Genomic DNA, 17702 nt, shown 5'->3' with positions numbered 1-17702 from the left:
CCTTTGTTGGAGTGGTGCGTCCCGAGGCCGGGAGACGGCCGGAGAGCGCAGGAAGCGGGTGGGCAGCTCTAGGCGTCGGGAACGGGAGGAGCGGGGCGGTCGACGGGTTCGACGACGGCGGTGGCGCCGTCGATCCTCGTCACGGACAGGCGCGTACCGGCGGGAAGCGGGGCTCCGTCGGCGGAGCGGGCCGTCCAGGTGTCACCGCCGATCTTCACCGTCCCGGAATGGGCCGTCACGGGCTCCAGGGCGAGGGCTGCAGCACCGACGAGGCGGTCGATGTTGTTCAGCTGGTCCGCCGGGCCCCTCTGGAGGTGCCGCACGGCCACCGGTCGGACGAGCAGGATCATGAGGAGGGACACGACGGCGAAGATCACGATCTGCAGGACCAGTCCTGCGCCCGCGAGGGTCGCGGCGAGGGCGGCCAGTGCGCCGACCGACAGCATGATGAAGAACAGGTCGAGCGTGAGGGTCTCCACGGCGGCGAGCCCCAGGAACAGGACGAGCCACAGGACCCACCCGTTGGCGAGCAACCAGTCCATCGGGTAACCCCCTCGTGTCGACGCCGCGCAGAGCGGCCCTGGCCATCATCATGGCAAACGGGTGCTCCATAACCTAGGGCACACAGACCTGCATCCGCAGTTGTTACCCTTCCGTGCCGTTCGGGCGCTCCGCCGGCCCCGGTCGTGCAGTCCTGGCCAGCACCTGGACCGTGAAGCGGGCGGCGACCTCGAGGACCCCGGACGGCTCGTCCCGCACGCCGTCCGTCGTGCTGTCCCCGGTCGTGCTGCCCCTCCCGTGGTGCGCCGCCGGTCCCATCACCAGCGCGGACCGCGCGAGGTCCTGCGGCAGCTGCATCGCGTAGTCCAGGTCCTCGCGCGAGGTCTCGACCAGCGCGCCGTCGAAGGCCGCCCGGACGTCGTCGGCCTTCTGTGCGGGGACGGACAGCAGCGGTCCCACCGACTCGAGCCCCCCGAGGTGTCCCGGCCGGGGAGTCACGACGACCAGGCAGCCCCCCGGGGCGAGCACGCGCACGAACTCGTCGGGGTTCCTCGGCGCGAACACGTTCAGGAGGACGTCCACCGAGCCGTCCGCCAGGGGGAGCGGGCGCCAGACGTCCCAGACGACGCTCAGCCCGCCGGGGAGCCTGCGCGCCGCGCGCCGCAGGGCGACCTTCGAGATGTCGAGTGCTACGGGGAACAGGCCCGGCACCGCGTCGGCCAGTCCCTCGAGGTAGTAGCCGGTGCCCGCCCCGGCATCGAGCGCGACGGCAGGCGCCGGGAACTGCCGGAGGGCGGCAGCAACCACGGCGCGGCGAAGCGGCGCATAGTGACCGGACCCGAGGAACTGCTCCCGCGCATCGACCATCTCGGCAGTGTCGCCCTCGAACGGCGATCCCTTGCCCGTCAGCAGGTTGAAGTAGCCCTGCCGGGCGGCGTCGAACCGGTGCCCGCCCTCACAGGCCAGGGTCCGTGCGGCTCGGACCAGCGGTTCTCCGCAGACAGGGCAGAGCAGGAGGTGGCGAAGGTCGGGCATCGTCCCATCCTAGGGAAAAGGACCGCCTCACCGTTGACTCAGGCCACTATTTCGGGTTCAGTCGGGAGGGTGAAACCAGACCAGCTAAAACTCCTGACCACCACGGGCACCCCGGCCCTCCACCCGGACGGTTCCCGTCTGGTGGTCGCCGCGACCCGCCCGGACTTCCGCGCCGACGCCTACGTTGGCCAACTGTGGGAGCTGACGCTCTCGGGAGGGCGGCGTCGGCTGACGCGGGGCTTCCGCGACACCGCGCCGCGCTACTCTCCGGACGGGGAGGTGCTCGTGTTCCTCCGGGCGGCGCCGGGCGGCAAGCCCCAGCTGTTCGCCGTCCGTGCCTCCGGTGGGGAACCCGTCCAGGTGACGGACCAGCCGCTCGGTGTCACCGCCTTCGACATTTCACCGGACTCGCGGACCATCGTCTTCGCCGCACGGGTGCCGGAGCAGGGACGCTACGGGACGCTCGACGGCGTGGGCCCGGGCCTCGAGGACGCGCGCCTCATCACCCGCTACCAGTACCGGATGAACGGGCTCGGCTACACGACGGACAAGCGCTCGCAGCTGTTCACCGTCACGCTGCCCGACCTCGACGCGGAGCCGTTCATCGCTGCCGTCGGGCGGCTCAAGCAGCAGACCGCCGACGGTCCGGGTGCCCTCGAGGAGCAGGGCGCCGTGCCTCCCGCCACCCAGGTGACCACTGCCGACGCGGATCACCTCGATCCTGCCGTCACGGCGGACGGCCGCCGCATCCTTTTCACGGCCGCGCTGGGACCGGACGCGGACTCGACCCTCGTCTCCGACATCCACTCGATCGCCCTCGACGGCAGCGACCGGCAGCAGCTGACGAACCAGGGCGGGGACACCCTGCTCGGCTGCAGCGCGCCCCGATCCAGCACCGACGGCGCGTGGGTGTTCTTCCTGGCGTCGGACCTGTCGCCCTCGGGCCTGGACTTCGTGGCGCGGAACACCGCCCTCTACGTGATGCCGGCAGACGACCCGCGGGACGTCCGGCGCCTCAGCGATCCGGAGACCGTGGACTTCGGCGACGTCCAGGAGATCGTGGCCGACGGCCCGCATTCCGTCCTGGTGTTCAACCGTTCCCGCGGGGCGGGTGAACTGCTGCGCGTCTCGGCGACGGGGGAGTCGGCCACCCTGGTCACCGGCCCCACCGTGGTCACCGGAGCCGCATCCACCGGAAGCACCGTCGTGGTGTCCTATACGGATCCGACGACGTCGGGCGAGGTCGCCGTCGTCGACGGGACCTCCCTGCGTCCGCTGTCCGACTTCTCCGCCGCACTGCGCACGGACACGCGCGTGGGAGACCTGCAGGAACGCACCTATGCGGCTCCCGATGGAACCCCGGTGCACGGGTGGGTCGTCCTGCCCGAGGGCGACGGACCGCACCCGGTGCTGCTCGTCATCCATGGCGGACCCTTCGCGCAGTACGGCTGGGGCTACTTCGACGAGGCCCAGGTGTACGCCGCGGCGGGATACGCGGTACTGCTGTGCAACCCGCGCGGTGCCGCCGGGTACGGACAGGCCCACGGGAGGGTGATCAAGGAGGCGATGGGCACCGTGGACCTCGACGACGTCCTCGCATACCTCGACGGCGCGCTCGCCGAGTACGATGCGCTCGACGGCGAGCGCCTCGGCGTCATGGGCGGGTCCTACGGCGGCTACCTGACCGCCTGGACCATCGCCCACGACCACCGCTTCCGGGCCGCGATCGTCGAACGCGGCTACCTCGATCCGCCGTCGTTCGTGGGGTCGTCCGACATCGGCTGGTTCTTCTCCGAGCAATACACCGGCACGGACCCGGCACAGGTCGAGGCGCAGAACCCGTTCGCCAAGATCGGCGACGTGAGGACTCCTGCCTTCGTGATCCACTCCGAGGAGGACCTGAGGTGCCCGATCGAGCAGGCGCAGCGGTACTACACGGCGCTGAAGAAGCAGGGCGTCGAGACCGAACTGCTCGTCTTCCCCGGCGAGACGCACGAGCTGTCGAGGTCGGGCTCGCCGTGGCACCGGAGGCAGCGCTTCGAGCACATCCTGCGGTGGTGGGCGAGGTACCTGCCCACCGGAACGAACCTCTCCGACCCTGCGGGCGGGTGACGGGGGGGGGCGGCGGGGGCTAGAAGCCGAGACCCCGCCGCGCGTCGTCGACCGTAGGTTGCGCCCACCGGGTGTGCTCTGTGTCGGCCGTGAGGGAGCGGAGGATCGCCCGGTCGAGGTACAGCTGCCCGTTGAGGTGGTCCGTCTCGTGCTGCACGATGCGGGCCGGCCAGCCCTCGAAGCCGGTCGTCACGCTTGTGCCGTCCCGCTGCGTGTAGGTGGCCGCGATGCGGTGCGGGCGCTCGACGACGGCCTGGTAGCCGGGTACGGAGAGGCAGCCCTCGTAGAACGCGGCCACGGCGTCGCCCGCCGCCTCGTAGCTCGGATTGATGAGGACGGTGAACGGCAGGGGAGTGCGGGACCGCGCCTCGGCGACCGCCGGGTCCCGGACTCCCTGGTCCTCGAGAACGGCGATCCGCAGGGGGATCCCGATCTGGGGTGCGGCGAGGCCCACTCCCGGTGCCTCGTGCATCACGCGCCGCATCGTCGCGATGAGCCGGCCCAGGGTGTCGTCGTCGAGCTGCCCGTCGAAGTCCTGGGCGGGCCGGCGCAGGACCGGATGGCCGGCCGCCACAATCTCCGGCAGGTCCGCCGCGAGGACGGCCTCGACGAGCTCGACGACCGCACCGGCCGGGAGCACGGGACGGACATGGTTGCTTGAAGCATCTGCACTCATGCCTACAGGAAAGCACATTTGCGGACAGGGACGGGTCGAGGCGCATTGCCGGTTCGAACGTGACGACGGACAATCAGACGTGCTGCCTTCGGCGGCGGCCCACCGCACGAGTACGGGGTCGGCCGCGCTCGCGGCCACCCGACGGATGGAGACACCATGAGCACAGCCACGACGGACCTCCAGCAGGGAGCGTCCCACCCGGCCGACAGCCACGACCTGATCCGGGTGCAGGGCGCCCGTGAGAACAACTTGAAGGACATCACGATCGAGATCCCGAAGCGTCGGCTGTCGGTATTCACGGGAGTCTCGGGCTCGGGCAAGAGCTCGCTGGTCTTCGACACCATCGCCGCCGAGTCGCAGCGCATGATCAACGAGACGTACAGCGCATTCCTGCAGGGCTTCATGCCCACCCTCGCGCGGCCCGAGGTGGATGTCCTCGAGGGACTGACGACGGCGATCATCGTCGACCAGGAACGCATGGGCGCCAACCCGCGGTCCACGGTCGGCACCGCCACCGACGTCAATGCGATGCTGCGCATCGTCTTCTCGCGCCTCGGGCAGCCACAGATCGGCTCGCCGCAGGTCTATTCCTTCAACGTCGCGTCCATCAGCGGGGCGGGCGCCGTCACGATCGAGCGCGGCGGCACCACGGTCAAGGAACGCCGCAGCTTCACCGTCACTGGCGGCATGTGCCCGCGCTGCGAGGGCATGGGCTCCGTGACGGACATCGACCTCACGCAGCTGTACGACGAGACGCGGTCCCTCAACGGCGGAGCACTGACCATCCCCGGGTACAGCATGGACGGCTGGTACGGCCGGATCTTCACCGGGAGCGGATTCTTCGACCCGGACAAGCCCATCCGCGATTTCACGCAGCGGGAGCTCCACGACCTGCTGTACAAGGAGCCGACCAAGATCAAGGTCGACACCATCAACCTGACCTATGAGGGCCTGGTCCCGAAGATCCAGAAGTCGATGCTGTCGAAGGACCGTGAGGCGATGCAGCCGCACATCCGTGCCTTCGTCGACCGCGCCATCACGTTCACGACATGTCCCGACTGCGGCGGGACCCGACTCAGCGACGCCGCACGGTCCTCGAAGATCCGGGGCATCAGTATCGCCGACGCATGTGCCCTGCAGATCAGCGACCTCGCCGCCTGGGTCCGGGAACTCGATGAGCCGTCGGTGGCGCCGTTGCTGGCGGCGCTGGGGGAGACCCTCGACTCGTTCGTGGAGATCGGGCTCGGCTACCTCAGCCTCGACCGGCCCTCCGGCACGCTGTCCGGCGGGGAATCGCAGCGGACGAAGATGATCCGCCATCTCGGGTCGTCGCTGACCGACGTGACCTACGTCTTCGACGAGCCGACGATCGGCCTGCACCCGCACGACATCCAGCGCATGAACGACCTGCTGCTGCGCCTGCGGGACAAGGGCAACACCGTCCTCGTCGTCGAGCACAAGCCCGAGATGATCGCCATCGCGGACCATGTCGTCGACCTCGGCCCGGGCGCCGGGACGGCGGGCGGTTCGGTCTGCTTCGAAGGCACCGTCGACGGCCTGCGCCGCAGCGGGACGCTCACCGGACGGCACCTCGACGACCGCGCGGCGCTCAAGGACACCGTGCGCCGGTCGCCGCGGGCGCTGGAGATCAGGGGAGCCTCCTCCCACAACGTGCAGAACGTCGACGTCGACATCCCGCTCGGCGTGCTCTGTGTGATCACCGGCGTCGCGGGGTCCGGTAAGAGTTCGCTCATCCACAGCTCGGTGTCCGGCAGGGACGGCGTCGTCGCCGTCGACCAGACGGCGATCAGGGGCTCCCGCCGCAGCAACCCCGCGACGTACACGGGGATGCTCGAACCCATCCGTAAGGCCTTCGCCAAGGCCAACGGTGTCAAGCCGGCCCTCTTCAGCGCGAATTCCGAAGGTGCCTGCCCCACGTGCAACGGGGCCGGGGTCGTCTTCATGGATCTCGCGATGATGGCCGGTGTGGCGACCACCTGTGAGGTGTGCGGCGGCAAGCGGTTCCAGGCCGAAGTGCTCGAGTACAAGCTCGGGGGCAAAGATATCAGCGAGGTCCTGTCGCTGCCCGTCGCGGACGCGGCCGAATTCTTCCGCGCGGGCGACGCGAAGGTCCCCGCCGCGCACGCGATCCTGACCCGGCTCTCCGACGTCGGGCTCGGCTACCTCACCATCGGTCAGGCCCTGTCGACGTTGTCCGGCGGAGAGCGGCAGCGCCTGAAGCTCGCGACGCACATGGGTGAGAAGGGCGACATCTACGTCCTCGACGAGCCGACCGCCGGACTGCACCTCGCCGACGTCGAGAACCTGCTCGGCCTGCTGGACCGGCTGGTCGACGCGGGCAAGTCCGTTCTGGTCATCGAACACCACCAGGCGGTCATGGCGCACGCCGACTGGATCATCGACATCGGGCCGGGAGCCGGCCATGACGGCGGAACCATCGTCTTCGAGGGGACGCCTGCGGATCTGGTCGCGTCCCGGTCGACGCTGACCGGACGGCACCTCGCGGAGTACGTCGGGGCATCACCGGTCTGATCACCGGACCGGTTATTTCGCCGCTGTGCCGCGCTGCGCTTGAAATGCGCGGAGATAGCGTCGACTATTCGTAAGGCCGGTAGAGCACCGGCAGTGGAGGAGACATCATGACCACGTGGCTGATCACCGGCTGCTCGACGGGCCTGGGGCGCGCCCTGGCGGAAGCCGTCCTTTCGCGGGGAGACAGGGCCGTCGTCACGGCCCGCGACGCATCGACGGTCGAAGACCTCGCGTCCGACTACCCCGACACCGCACTTGCCCTCCCGCTCGACGTGACCGACGCCGGCCAGGTGCGGACGGCGATCGAGCGTGGGACCGCGGTGTTCGGCGGCATCGATGTGCTGGTCAACAATGCCGGCTACGGATACCGGGCCGCCGTGGAGGAAGGAGATGACGACGACGTCCGCACGCTCTTCGACACGCACTTCTTCGGATCGGTCGACATGATCAAGGCAGTCCTCCCTCAGATGCGGGCCCGCCGCTCCGGCACCATCGTGAACCTGTCGTCGATCGGCGCGAAGATCACCCCTGCCGGGTCCGGCTACTACGCGGCCGTCAAAGCCGCCATCGAAGGACTCACCGGATCCCTGCGCAAGGAAGTGGAGCCCCTGGGGATCACGGCGATGGTCGTCGAGCCCGGCGGATTCCGGACCGACTTCTCGGGCCGGTCGCTGCAGCAGTCCGTCGACGCCATCGACGACTACTCCGAGACCGCCGGGAAGCGGCGGAAGGAGAACGACGCCACCCACGGCACGCAGCCCGGCGACCCGGCCAAGGCCGCCGCCGCGATCATCACCGCGGTGGAATCCGCGAACACGCCCGAGGTGCTCGTCCTCGGGTCCGACGCGATCAGCGCCCATACCGGCGTTCTCCAGGCACAGCTGGACTCATTGGAGGCCTGGCGACCCCTCGGTGAGAGCACGGGCGTCGACGCGTAGACGCACTGCCCGCGGGCTCCCCTCCAGTTCCCGGCAATGCCCCCCCTGCCCTACCCGATCTGTTCGATCCCACGTTGCCCGGGAACCCGGCCGACGCTCATTCCTCGAAGGAGACACCATGAAGGTCCTGATCACCGGAGCCCACGGCAAGGTCGGCCGCGCAGCGACGCAGGCGATGAAGGAAGCCGGTCACGACGTGGTCACCACCGACCTCACCCGTCCCGGCTTCGAGCGCAAGCCCGAGGGCACACTCAAGTACACGATGGCCGACCTCACGGACGCCGGCCAGGCCTACGCCGTCGTGCGGGACGTGGACGCCGTCGTCCATGTCGCAGCCATCCCCGAGCCGACCGGCAACCCGCCCCACGTGGTGTTCCAGACCAACCTCATGGCTACGTTCAACGTCCTCGAGGCGGCCATCCGCTTCGGCGTGAAACGCTTCGTCAACATCTCCAGCGAGACCGTCCCCGGATTCTTCTTCCCCGAGCGGGACTTCCTCCCCGACTACGCACCCGTGGACGAGAACCACCCGATCCATCCGCAGGACCCGTATGCGCTCTCCAAGCACTTCGGCGAGCAGCTCATGGACGCCGCGATCGCCCGGTCCGACATCCGGTGCATCAGCATCCGCCCCAGCTGGGTCCAGTTCGAGGGGAACTATGAACAGAATCTCGGACCGCAGGTCCGTGACGCGTCGGTCCTGAGCCCGAACCTGTGGAGCTACATCGACGTCTACGACCTCGCCGATGCCATCGTGCTGGCCACGGAGTCGGAGCTGCCCGGGCATGAAGTCTTCTACATCGCGTCCCCCGACAACGTCGGTGGCCACGACTTCGCCGAGATCCTGACGAAGTACTACGGCGACACGATCGAACTGCGCGGCCTGGACCGCACCGATGCATCAGGCATCACCAGCGCGAAGGCCCAGAGAATGCTCGGCTGGACGCCGAAGCGTTCCTGGCGCGACTACCTCGACTCCGATGGGCACGCGCTGAGGAGATGATCCCGCCGGCGTCGGGTTCGAGGACGCCTCCATCACGGCGGCGATCTACCGGTCGCCGCTCGTGAGGAGTCCTGATCAACCTCGAAGGTTTCTTCCTGTGGGGCATCATGGCCGGGGACGAATGGGTGTTCGAGAACCGGTTCGCGCCCGCCCGACTCAGTGACGACGAGATCGCGATCGCGGAATGCCTCGTGCGGATGAGTGAGCGCGTCGGGGGCGGTCCGGACCTGTACAGCTTCGCCGGGGCGAGCCAGGACCAGTATCTGTCCCTGCTCATGAAGCAAGCGGCGCTCACGGGGGAAGCGGTCCGCTCCCGGCGGCAGGTCTGGTCCCGGTGAGGCCAGTGAGGCTTACCGAGCCGAGCGGAACCGTCGTTGGGGCTTCTGCGACCAGGGTGCTGCCGGCCGTGCACTTCGCCTGCTCCGTGGATCGGAGTCGATGGCCGAGGAGCGCGAGAAACCCTTCCCGGTCCGGGTTGCCGCAGGAGCGGCGACGTTGAAGGTCGCGGTGACCGACGTGCCGGCACCCGGCGCGGAGCGGATCGCGAGGGACCCTCCGGCTTGTCGGATGGTGTCGCCGAGGATCCTCAGGTCGAAGTGGCCTTCCGGACGGGGCTCGTCCGGGTCGAAGCCGACGCCGTCATCCGACACCGTGATCTGGGTCTGTCGGCTGGTCTGGCGGATCCGGATCGCCACCGAGTGCGCCGAGGAATGCTTGGTGGCATTGACCAGTGCCTCGCGCGCCGCACGGTAGGCCAGGACCGTGTGGTCCCGGTCCAGCACCAGCTTGTCCGGGATATCGACCGTGAAGGCGATTCCGCGCTCCACCAGTGGTGCCTCCAGTCTCATGAGGGAGGCCTCCAGCCCGAGCTCGTCGAGATCGGGGGGGTAGAGCTCGCTGGTCATGGCGCGCAGGATACGGACGTCGTTCTGCAGCATCGTCCGGGCGTTCGAGAAGACGGGGCCCAGCGACGGCGGGCCGCGGCGTTCTTCCGATTCCAGGGCGTACGCCAGCCCGGACAGGTCCTGGATGACCTCGTCGTGGAGTTCGCTCGCGATGTGCCGGCGCTCCTGGTCCGATGCTTCGATCGCGTTGCGCAACAACGCCGTGCGCATCGCCTGATGGTCCTGGATCCTGCGTGCCAGGCGGACCGCTGGAATCAGTTGCGCCACCTGCAGGACCGCCAGTGACAGCAGGGTCGGTGGGATCATGCCCACGAGGACCGCTTGCTGTTCGCGGCGCACGCCCTCCCCCGACGAATAGGTTTCGAAGATCATGGGAGCGCCGGTCTGGGAAGTGGAAAGGACGTAGACCTCCACCAGCTCGCCCGAACCGGCCTCGTACTCGTTCTCTTCCGCGGTCTGGGATTCGAGTGTGGCCGTCGCCGGCCCTCCTGCCAGGAGCAGGCGGGCCCATTCCTCCTGCTCGAATTCCTGACCGATGAGTGACTTCACATCTGAATAGACCACCCGGCCGTGCTCGTCCCACACCTTGATCCTCATCACGTGGCCGTTGGCCAGCCACGGGGCCAGCCTTTGATCGAGGGACTCCAGTGCGGCGGGATCCTGGGCAAGGAGTTGGCTCGTGATCAACGGTCCGACCACGTTATTGGCCATGCGCTGGGTCATGTCCCGTGCATTGGCCAGGGCGTGCTGTTCCGCTTCTGCCCAGATCCAGAAAGCAACGGGGGTGGCCACCAGCACGAGGGCCAGGAAGCCGACCGTGAGAAAGCGTGCGATGGCTGCCCGGACTTCACGTCGTTCGGTGACCTCCGGGGCAGCCGTGGTGTCCTCGTTGGTTCTTCCTGCATGAAGTCCCCGCATGATCGGTGTGCCTGGCTATTTTCCCGCAGGATCGGGCGGGGACCCGATAGTGTTGCCGAGTCTTGCTACCAGCGACGGATGCACGATCATATTTCCCGGGCGGGCATGCCGGAGGGTGTCCAGCATGACTCCCAGGGCGCCGTCTTTCGGTAGAAACCCGCAGATCCCCATGCGAGCGGCTTCCCGCAGCGCTTCCTGGGACGGATTGCCGGTCAGCATGACGATCCGGGCTTCCGGTGCTTCGGCAAGGATCCGCTCAGCGGCATTGAGCCCGGACCCGCCGGCGAGATACAGGTCCATGACGACGACGTCGGGACGCAGTTCCTCGTACATCGTCGCGGCCGACTCCACCGATGTCGCAGCTCCGACACTGGTGAAGTCGGGTTCCCGGTCCAGTGCGCCGGCCAGCAGATCTGAGAACGTGGTGTGATCGTCGACGATCAGGACCCGCAGACGTTCCGTCGCCGTCGCCGTCGCTGTCTCGGGCGTGGGCAGCGGTGGCACCGTGGGGCGACTCTGGGTCACTCCCCGCATCGGTGCTCGGGACGTTGTCGGACCGTTCGTCGTCCCGGTGATCGTCAGTAGCCGGGCATGGGCCTCCTTGAGGACCTCACTCGGCGCGCAGCCCAGTTCCTCGTCCATGACCCTGCGGCAGCGGTCGAAGACCCTCAGCGCTTCTGTGTTCTCACCGTGCTGCTCGAGTCCCAGAACAAGAGTGGTCCACGCTCTCTCATTCAGAGGATCCTCCCGGGCTGCCTCACTGGCCCATGCGATCGCCTTGCCTACTTCTCCTGTGATAAGCGCGGTTTCCGCCGCAATGACACGGGCATGACCAACCCGCTGCGCATGCAGGGCGCGCTCCTCCTCGGCCCAGGCCGGCAGCAGTTCGTCCCCGAGCAGCGGAGCGGAAGCGAGGTCGAGTGCTTCCGTGAGCAGCGCCAGGGCGGCGGGAGGCGCTGCGATGCTGGCCTGTCGGGTGAGGGTTTCGAAGCGGTTCAGATCGAGTTGCACGAGTGACGGCTCTATGACGTAGCCGCCCGTGACCGTGCGCAGGGGACCCGTCCGACCGGATCCCGGCTGCAGTCTGCGTCGGAGGACGCTGACATAGCTTTCAAGGGTCGGAAGTGCCACGGCCGGAGGGTTGCCGTTCCACAGGAGATCGATGATTCTGGTCTTGGATACTGCCAGACCGAAGCTGAGGAGAAGGATCTCGAGCACCTGGCGGGGTTTGGGCCCACCCAGGTCGTTGGCGGAGAGGGTTGTGTCGCCAAGCCGGATCGATAGTGGACCCAGAACCGAAATCTGAAGTGGCGGCGATGCGCGGAACGCTTCGGAAGAATCCGGCGGATTAGTTGCTTTCTTGACTAATTCCAAGTCAATCACAACGTCGAGTCCGTCGTAATGTCCGAGCGTGCATTGTCATATTAGATGCGGTTGCATAAGGAGTGCACACGAGTAATTGATACCTAGTTCTTGCGGGGCGGTTACTCAGTATTCTGAGTGGCGGCCGACATCGCCTTCAGCCGTGTCCGCCGGCACCGGGCACACCGAAAGGCGGGCTCCAAAGAGGAGTCCGCCTTCCGGGGGTGGTGCTGGGTGACTAACTGCCCAGCGTGAACGGAGCGCTGACTCCCAGCTCCTTGCCACTGCCGTCGAACAGCTTGGCGACGATCTGGCCGGGGTTGGTGGTGCCGGTCAGAGCGGTGGTGCGGAACCGACCGTCGAAGGTCGAGCCCGTGGCGGGAGCCACCGCGGCGACCAGCGCGGTCGCGCTGCCGTACTGGGTGCTATAGGTGCCGTCGGCCGACTTGCGGTAGAACCGGATGACGCTGGAGGTCAGGGCCGGCTGGTCGGTCGTGCCCTGAATCCGGGTGTCGGCGTTCTTCCACCGGCCGCTGGTGATGGTCACCTTGGCCGAAGCCACCGGAGTGGTCGCCGTCGCGGCACCCGAGGGGTCGCTCGACGAGGTACCGTAGAGCGCCTTGACGGTGAACGAGTGTTTCGTGTTCGGCGCGAGCCCCGTGACGACCTGGTTGGTGTCGGTGGTGGCGGCGGGCTGCGTGGGCAGCACGGTCGTCGTGCCGTCGGCGTTCACGGTCGAGGCCTCGACCTGGTAGCCGGTGACTGCGGTGCTGCTACCACTCGGCGCGACCCACTTGAGCGACACCTGCCCGACGCCCGGGGTGGCGGCGAGACCCGTCGGGGCGTTGAACACCTGAGCACCGGCTGGCTTGTAGAAGCCGATGGCCTGCGTGGAGATGTTGCCGGCGCGGTCGATGGCCACGGCGTGGATCTCGGTCAGCGCGGAGATGGCGATCGGGGACTTGTAGAGCTGGGCGGTGTCGCCGGGCAGGTCGCCCAGGACAGCCTCGCTGCCGTCGATGGTGAAGTACACGTCGGCCGCACTCTCGGAGCCGAGGGTGACGCTGGAGGCCTCGACGGCGGTCTCTGCCGTGTTGCCCGACGCTGCCGGGTTGATGGTCAGGTTGGGCGCGGTCTGGTCCGTGGGGAGCTCGCCGGTGCCCGTGGTCGGAGCCTGCTCGAAGGGGTCACCCATCTTCGCACCCGCCATGGAGCGGACCTCGACGTCGTAGCTCGCCACCGACGGGTCGACCGTCAGGGTCGCGCCGGTGGCGGTCGCGCCAACCCGCGCGCCGACGAGCGTGCCGTCGGCCTTGAGGGCCTCGACGTTGTAGTTCGTGACGGCGGGCGTACCCGCGACGGTGTCAGCCGGTGTCCACTTGACGGCGAGCTTGGTCTTGTCCGCCGAGCGGGTCACGCTGTAGCTGGACTTCGGCGGGGCCACGTCACCAGGGCCGGCCGGGCAGCCGCCCATGCCGGGGCCGCCGAGTTCGCCGAACTCGGAGATGGTCAGGCCCTGACGGTTGGCGTCGCCGTCCTCGACCTGCCAGGACATGAACCGCTCGACCTGCGTCGCGGCGGCGATCTGTGCCGCCTTGAGCTCGGTGAACTCGAAGGTGGCGGTGAACTTGCCGTCAGCCATCTCCAGGTTGGAGGAGTAGCCCCCCTTGGGCGCGGGCGTCAGGCCCCCGGTGACGGCACGCACGTCGCGGCGGCCGACCTCAGCAGTGAGGTCGGGGTTCACGATCCGGACCTCGGCCTGGCCGGCGATGACGTCGGCACCGTAGGTGCCTGTGACCGTCACGGTGTTGCCGTTGAGCACCGCGTGCGCAGTGGCAGTGCCGGTGCTGGTGGTGGTGTCGCCGCTCGCGCCGTCGGCGAACTTGATCGAGACCTTGTCGCCCTTCTGGATGTCCGGCGTGACGTTGAGGCCGGTACCGGCACCCCAGCAGACCCCACCCGGGTGGTTGATCTCGAAGGCGACGTCCCCCTCGGCCACGGTTCCCACCGCGGAGCCGACAACCTGGGTGCCGCGGGTCACGGTGACCGTGGCCGTCTCGCCGATGTGGTCCTGGTAGCCCTCGATGGTGACGAAGTCGCGGTCCGGGAAGACCACGACGTTGTCCGGGAATGCTGGTACGGCCGCAGTGACGGCTGGGATGGCCAGGAGGGACGTGGCGCCCAAGACGGCGGAGACTGTCGCGACAATCGCGGTCCGTCCATAACTCTGGACACGGGGCTTCGGCTGTCCCGGTTCCTGTATCGCAGTTTTCATGATGACCTCACAGATCGTCGTTGCGTGAGTAAGGGGTTCACTCGTGATCACAAGCTAGGATGACCACCTTGTGGAAATGCTGGCCGCGGATTCGTCGGGCATTGAGATGGGGTTGGAAGACAGCATCACCGGGCCCTTCTGATGATCGGCGTGTCGACGGTTCCTAGGAGTCCCTAGGGTTTCCCTAGGAGTCGGCTGGAGACTCGCTGGCATGTCATCCACAGCTTCGCCCAGCACAACGTCAGTTCGTAGTTCCTCGGGATTGCCGGTTTCGACGTCGCCGTCGTGTTCCGCTTCACCGCCGGGTTCCTCAAGTTCGGCTGGCTCCAGGTCATGGCGAGGGCGCATCAGGTTTCTCATCCCGGTCATCCTGCTGGTCCTCGTGGGAACCGTGCTCGCCAGTGTCCTGATGGCTGCTCCTCGGACGCCTCCTGCCCTATTGGGCGCTTCGGCCAGTGTCGATGGTGGACTTGCGCGTATTCAGGGGGTAATTCCGACCGAGGTCGATGGGTGGGTACCCCCATCACCGTCGGCTGCGCTTTCTGATCCGGCCGGGGCTGGTGTTCACCGTGTTCGGATACTGCTGGAACTGACCGCGATGGAGGAGGACGGTCTGCCCTTCGACCCGTCGGTCTACGCCGTTGCGGCTCTGGGCGACGGGACCTGGGAACCCGTCTGGTTCTCTCCTGCTCCTGGAAGGGCTCGCCAGGGGCAGACAGTCGACGCGACCCTCGTGTTCGAACTCCCGGATCGGGCGATCGATTTGACCCTGGAACTGCCCGGAGGACCCGGCCTGTCCCTCGGCGAGGGACACCACCGAGGCTGACAGCCGTTGTCTTCTTGGGGTTTGCAGGGCTGTTTCTAGGGGTTGTCCAAGGACGAGCGGGATCGGGCGCAGGGAATCTCCAACCTGGGTGCGGGATGGTCGGGGTATCAACCAAGGGAGACCAGCAATGTCAACTTCACGCCGTCAGGTTCTGCTTCTGGGGGGACTCGGAGTCCTCGGCGCAGGTGCTGCAACGCTACCGATGAGGTCGGTGGAGGCATCGTCGGCGAGCCGACTCGATTCGAGTCAGATGCCGCGGCCTTTCCAGGTACCTTTCGTCCAGGCCCCGATCCTCGCGCCGTATGCCACTGGAATCGATGCGGCGGACGGATTGCCCGTCAACTACTACAAGCTGACGGAGAAGGCGGCCACCGCCCAGATCCTGCCGCGACTGACGACCCCCATCCTCGGCTACAACGGGTTGTTCCCGGGCCCGACCATCAGTTTGGACCAGGGCACGAAAGCCGTCCTGAGGATCCGCAACCAGCTCCCGGCCCAGCATCCGCTGGACGGACATGCCCTGTCCACGTCCACCCACCTGCACGGGTCCGCCTCCCTGCCGCAGTACGACGGGTATGCCAGCGACATCACGAATCCCGGCTTCTACAAGGATTATCGCTACCCGAATTTCCAGCCGGCCCGCACCCTCTGGTACCACGACCACGGCGTCCACTTCACCGCTCAGAACGCCTATTCCGGCCTGGCCGCGCAGTACCACATGCACGATCCCCTCGAACGGCAGCTGTTGCCGCAGGGCCGCTACGACGTCGCCCTGACCATCAGTGATGCGATGTTCGCCGAGAACGGATCGTTGGGCTACGACGACAACACGCACTCGGGTCTGTGGGGGGACGTAATCCTGGTGAACGGGAAACCCTGGCCCGTGATGAAGGTGCAGAAGCGCGTGTATCGCTTCCGGATCCTGAACTGCTCCATCTCCCGCTCCCTGCGGCCGACGCTCAGCACCGGGGCGCCCCTGGTGGTGGTCGGTACCGACGGCGGTCTGATGCCGTCTGCGCAGAGCGTGGCGAACTACCGACACGCCGGCGCGGAGCGGTACGAGGTCCTGATCGATTTCCGGAAGTACGCCACGGGGCAGCGGATCGAACTGCGGAACCTGTCCAACAAGAACAACGTGGACTACGACTTCACCAACAAGATCATGGCGTTCGATGTGACGGACGAGCCGGTGGACACCACCGACCCGACGTGGAACCGGATTCCCACGACGCTGGTCGGGAGCGAAGCCATGTCGCTGAAAACCGCGCAGTCCGTGCAGACCCGGAGATTCCGGGTCAAGCGCAATGACAGCACCAATATGTGGACCATCAACGACGACAGCTGGCAGGACGTCATAGCGAGCGGGTACAAGAAGATCATCGCCAACCCCGCCCACAACTCGGTGGAGATCTGGGAGATCGAGAACAGTTCCGGCGGCTGGTTCCACCCGCTGCACATCCATCTGGTCGATTTCCAGATCCTCAGCCGCAACGGGAGTGCACCCTTCGCCCATGAACGCGGCCCGAAGGACGTGGTGTACGTAGGCGAAGGCGAGACCGTCCGGCTCCTCATGAAGTTCACCCCCCAACAGGGCCTGTACATGATGCATTGCCACAACCTGCCCCATGAGGACCACGACATGATGGCCCAGTTCCGGGTGGGCCGGGTAGAAGGCGATCTGGACCCCAATGATCCGATGACAGCAGCTCGGGCCATCTGGGACGACGAGGTCGGTTGAGGACCGCCCCCTCAGGCGGCGGCTGGCGGCGGCGTCCGCGCCCCGTACAGTCGCCGCCGGCGCTCGCAGATGCACGACCCCGGCGCCGCCTCCTGGTGGTTGTGCTACTTCCCCTGCTGGTCGTTCTCGCCCTTCGCGCGTGGGTGGTTGAACCGTTCACCGTCGCATCGGACAGCATGGAACCGACCATCCCCACCGGGGCCGTCGTCCTCCTCTACAAACCGTCTGCCGCCGCGGGCTCGATCCGGAACGGTGCAGTGATTGCTTTCACCAACCCCATGGACGGTCGGACCGCGATCAAGCGGGTCATCGCAGGGGAGGGGCAGAGCGTCGCCATCCGCGATGCGGAACTGTACGTCGACGACGTCCTCGTGCCGGAACCGTTCGTCGACCATAGCCGCATCGATGCGACCTACTTCGGACCCGTGGAGGTGCCGGCCGGAAGCGTCTTCGTGCTGGGGGACAACCGGGGCGTGTCGATTGATTCCCGGGACTTCGGAGCCGTACCCCTGACAGCGATCCGAGGCACCCTGCTCACGGGCCAGAGATAGGTCCTAGAGCACCATCGGAGAGACCAGATTCCTACCTTGTAGGAATCTTGGAGCTGGAGCCCGCTTCAGCCGTCCGCACAGCCGGGGGATAGGCACACGGAACCCGCCGCGCTCCGGGCCGTCAATGTCACCGGGCCGTCAGTGTCTCCGGGCCGTCAGTGTCTCCGGGCCGTCAGTGTCTCCGGGCCGTCAGTGTCACCGGGCCGTCAGTGTCACCGGGCCGTCAGTGTCACCGGGCCGTCAGTGTCACCGGGCCGTCAGTGTCACCGGGCCGTCAGTGTCACCGGGCCGTCAGTGTCACCGGGCCGT

General features: G+C 67.5%; 14 protein-coding genes. 8 read left to right on the top strand and 6 right to left on the bottom strand.

The window, feature by feature from the left end:
* Positions 1 to 68: 68 nt before the first annotated feature.
* Positions 69 to 542 carry an NfeD family protein gene (locus tag ACX80J_RS08470; protein WP_459347470.1) on the bottom strand — a complete coding sequence of 158 codons (474 nt, stop codon included), beginning with the start codon at positions 540 to 542 and terminating at the stop codon, positions 69 to 71.
* A 103-nt stretch (positions 543 to 645) separates the two neighbouring features.
* Positions 646 to 1536 carry a putative RNA methyltransferase gene (locus ACX80J_RS08465; protein WP_459344398.1) on the bottom strand — a complete coding sequence of 297 codons (891 nt, stop codon included), beginning with the start codon at positions 1534 to 1536 and terminating at the stop codon, positions 646 to 648.
* 69 nt (positions 1537 to 1605) lie between these two features.
* On the opposite strand from ACX80J_RS08465, the gene ACX80J_RS08460 reads away from it, so the two are divergent.
* The gene (locus ACX80J_RS08460) at positions 1606 to 3648 is read left to right on the top strand and encodes a S9 family peptidase (protein ID WP_459347469.1); all 2043 of its coding nucleotides are present in this window, start codon (positions 1606 to 1608) and stop codon (positions 3646 to 3648) included.
* Between the two features lie 19 nt (positions 3649 to 3667).
* Here ACX80J_RS08460 and ACX80J_RS08455 read toward each other — a convergent pair whose 3' ends face one another.
* Positions 3668 to 4324 carry a peptide deformylase gene (locus ACX80J_RS08455; protein ID WP_459347468.1) on the bottom strand — a complete coding sequence of 219 codons (657 nt, stop codon included), beginning with the start codon at positions 4322 to 4324 and terminating at the stop codon, positions 3668 to 3670.
* A gap of 156 nt (positions 4325 to 4480) precedes the next feature.
* On the opposite strand from ACX80J_RS08455, the gene ACX80J_RS08450 reads away from it, so the two are divergent.
* From ACX80J_RS08450 to ACX80J_RS08435, 4 genes are all read left to right on the top strand, one after another.
* On the top strand, positions 4481 to 6877 hold the full coding sequence (locus ACX80J_RS08450; RefSeq protein WP_459347467.1) for an ATP-binding cassette domain-containing protein: 2397 nt from the start codon (positions 4481 to 4483) through the stop codon (positions 6875 to 6877).
* Between the two features lie 107 nt (positions 6878 to 6984).
* On the top strand, positions 6985 to 7815 hold the full coding sequence (locus tag ACX80J_RS08445) for an oxidoreductase (RefSeq protein WP_459347466.1): 831 nt from the start codon (positions 6985 to 6987) through the stop codon (positions 7813 to 7815).
* 118 nt (positions 7816 to 7933) lie between these two features.
* Complete coding sequence (locus tag ACX80J_RS08440) at positions 7934 to 8818, top strand: NAD-dependent epimerase/dehydratase family protein (RefSeq protein WP_459344393.1); 885 nt, start codon at positions 7934 to 7936, stop codon at positions 8816 to 8818.
* A 107-nt stretch (positions 8819 to 8925) separates the two neighbouring features.
* Entirely contained in the window at positions 8926 to 9156 is a 231-nt protein-coding gene (locus ACX80J_RS08435) for a hypothetical protein (RefSeq protein WP_459347465.1), read from the top strand.
* 12 nt (positions 9157 to 9168) lie between these two features.
* Here ACX80J_RS08435 and ACX80J_RS08430 read toward each other — a convergent pair whose 3' ends face one another.
* The 3 genes from ACX80J_RS08430 to ACX80J_RS08420 form a co-directional block, all read right to left on the bottom strand.
* Entirely contained in the window at positions 9169 to 10641 is a 1473-nt protein-coding gene (locus tag ACX80J_RS08430) for a sensor histidine kinase (RefSeq protein WP_459347464.1), read from the bottom strand.
* Between the two features lie 15 nt (positions 10642 to 10656).
* The gene (locus ACX80J_RS08425) at positions 10657 to 12024 is read right to left on the bottom strand and encodes a BTAD domain-containing putative transcriptional regulator (protein ID WP_459347463.1); all 1368 of its coding nucleotides are present in this window, start codon (positions 12022 to 12024) and stop codon (positions 10657 to 10659) included.
* Between the two features lie 217 nt (positions 12025 to 12241).
* On the bottom strand, positions 12242 to 14188 hold the full coding sequence (locus ACX80J_RS08420; RefSeq protein WP_459347462.1) for a fibronectin type III domain-containing protein: 1947 nt from the start codon (positions 14186 to 14188) through the stop codon (positions 12242 to 12244).
* A 688-nt stretch (positions 14189 to 14876) separates the two neighbouring features.
* On the opposite strand from ACX80J_RS08420, the gene ACX80J_RS08415 reads away from it, so the two are divergent.
* The 3 genes from ACX80J_RS08415 to lepB all read left to right on the top strand — a co-directional run bounded on the left by ACX80J_RS08415 (position 14877) and on the right by lepB (position 17393).
* On the top strand, positions 14877 to 15104 hold the full coding sequence (locus ACX80J_RS08415; protein WP_459347461.1) for a hypothetical protein: 228 nt from the start codon (positions 14877 to 14879) through the stop codon (positions 15102 to 15104).
* A gap of 250 nt (positions 15105 to 15354) precedes the next feature.
* Entirely contained in the window at positions 15355 to 16842 is a 1488-nt protein-coding gene (locus tag ACX80J_RS08410) for a multicopper oxidase family protein (RefSeq protein ID WP_459347460.1), read from the top strand.
* Positions 16843 to 16937: 95 nt separating this feature from the next.
* A complete protein-coding gene (gene lepB / locus ACX80J_RS08405; protein ID WP_459347459.1) occupies positions 16938 to 17393 on the top strand; it encodes a signal peptidase I in 456 nt (151 codons plus the stop codon).
* Positions 17394 to 17702 lie beyond the last annotated feature (309 nt).

Source organism: Arthrobacter rhamnosi (assembly GCF_054510975.1).
The sequence above is the reverse complement of the archived record's forward strand: the minus strand, read 5'-3'. Positions and strand labels throughout refer to the sequence as shown.

Bases quoted from the DNA above. Each gene is read 5' to 3' on its own strand.
- ACX80J_RS08445 (WP_459347466.1), top strand. From the start codon at position 6,985: ATGACCACGTGGCTGATCACCGGCTGCTCGACGGGCCTGGGGCGCGCC.
- ACX80J_RS08415 (WP_459347461.1), top strand. From the start codon at position 14,877: ATGGAGGAGGACGGTCTGCCCTTCGACCCGTCGGTCTACGCCGTTGCG.
- ACX80J_RS08410 (WP_459347460.1), top strand. From the start codon at position 15,355: ATGCCGCGGCCTTTCCAGGTACCTTTCGTCCAGGCCCCGATCCTCGCG.
- ACX80J_RS08465 (WP_459344398.1), bottom strand. From the start codon at position 1,536: ATGCCCGACCTTCGCCACCTCCTGCTCTGCCCTGTCTGCGGAGAACCG.
- ACX80J_RS08435 (WP_459347465.1), top strand. From the start codon at position 8,926: ATGGCCGGGGACGAATGGGTGTTCGAGAACCGGTTCGCGCCCGCCCGA.
- ACX80J_RS08430 (WP_459347464.1), bottom strand. From the start codon at position 10,641: ATGCGGGGACTTCATGCAGGAAGAACCAACGAGGACACCACGGCTGCC.
- ACX80J_RS08440 (WP_459344393.1), top strand. From the start codon at position 7,934: ATGAAGGTCCTGATCACCGGAGCCCACGGCAAGGTCGGCCGCGCAGCG.
- ACX80J_RS08450 (WP_459347467.1), top strand. From the start codon at position 4,481: ATGAGCACAGCCACGACGGACCTCCAGCAGGGAGCGTCCCACCCGGCC.
- ACX80J_RS08470 (WP_459347470.1), bottom strand. From the start codon at position 542: ATGGACTGGTTGCTCGCCAACGGGTGGGTCCTGTGGCTCGTCCTGTTC.
- ACX80J_RS08455 (WP_459347468.1), bottom strand. From the start codon at position 4,324: ATGAGTGCAGATGCTTCAAGCAACCATGTCCGTCCCGTGCTCCCGGCC.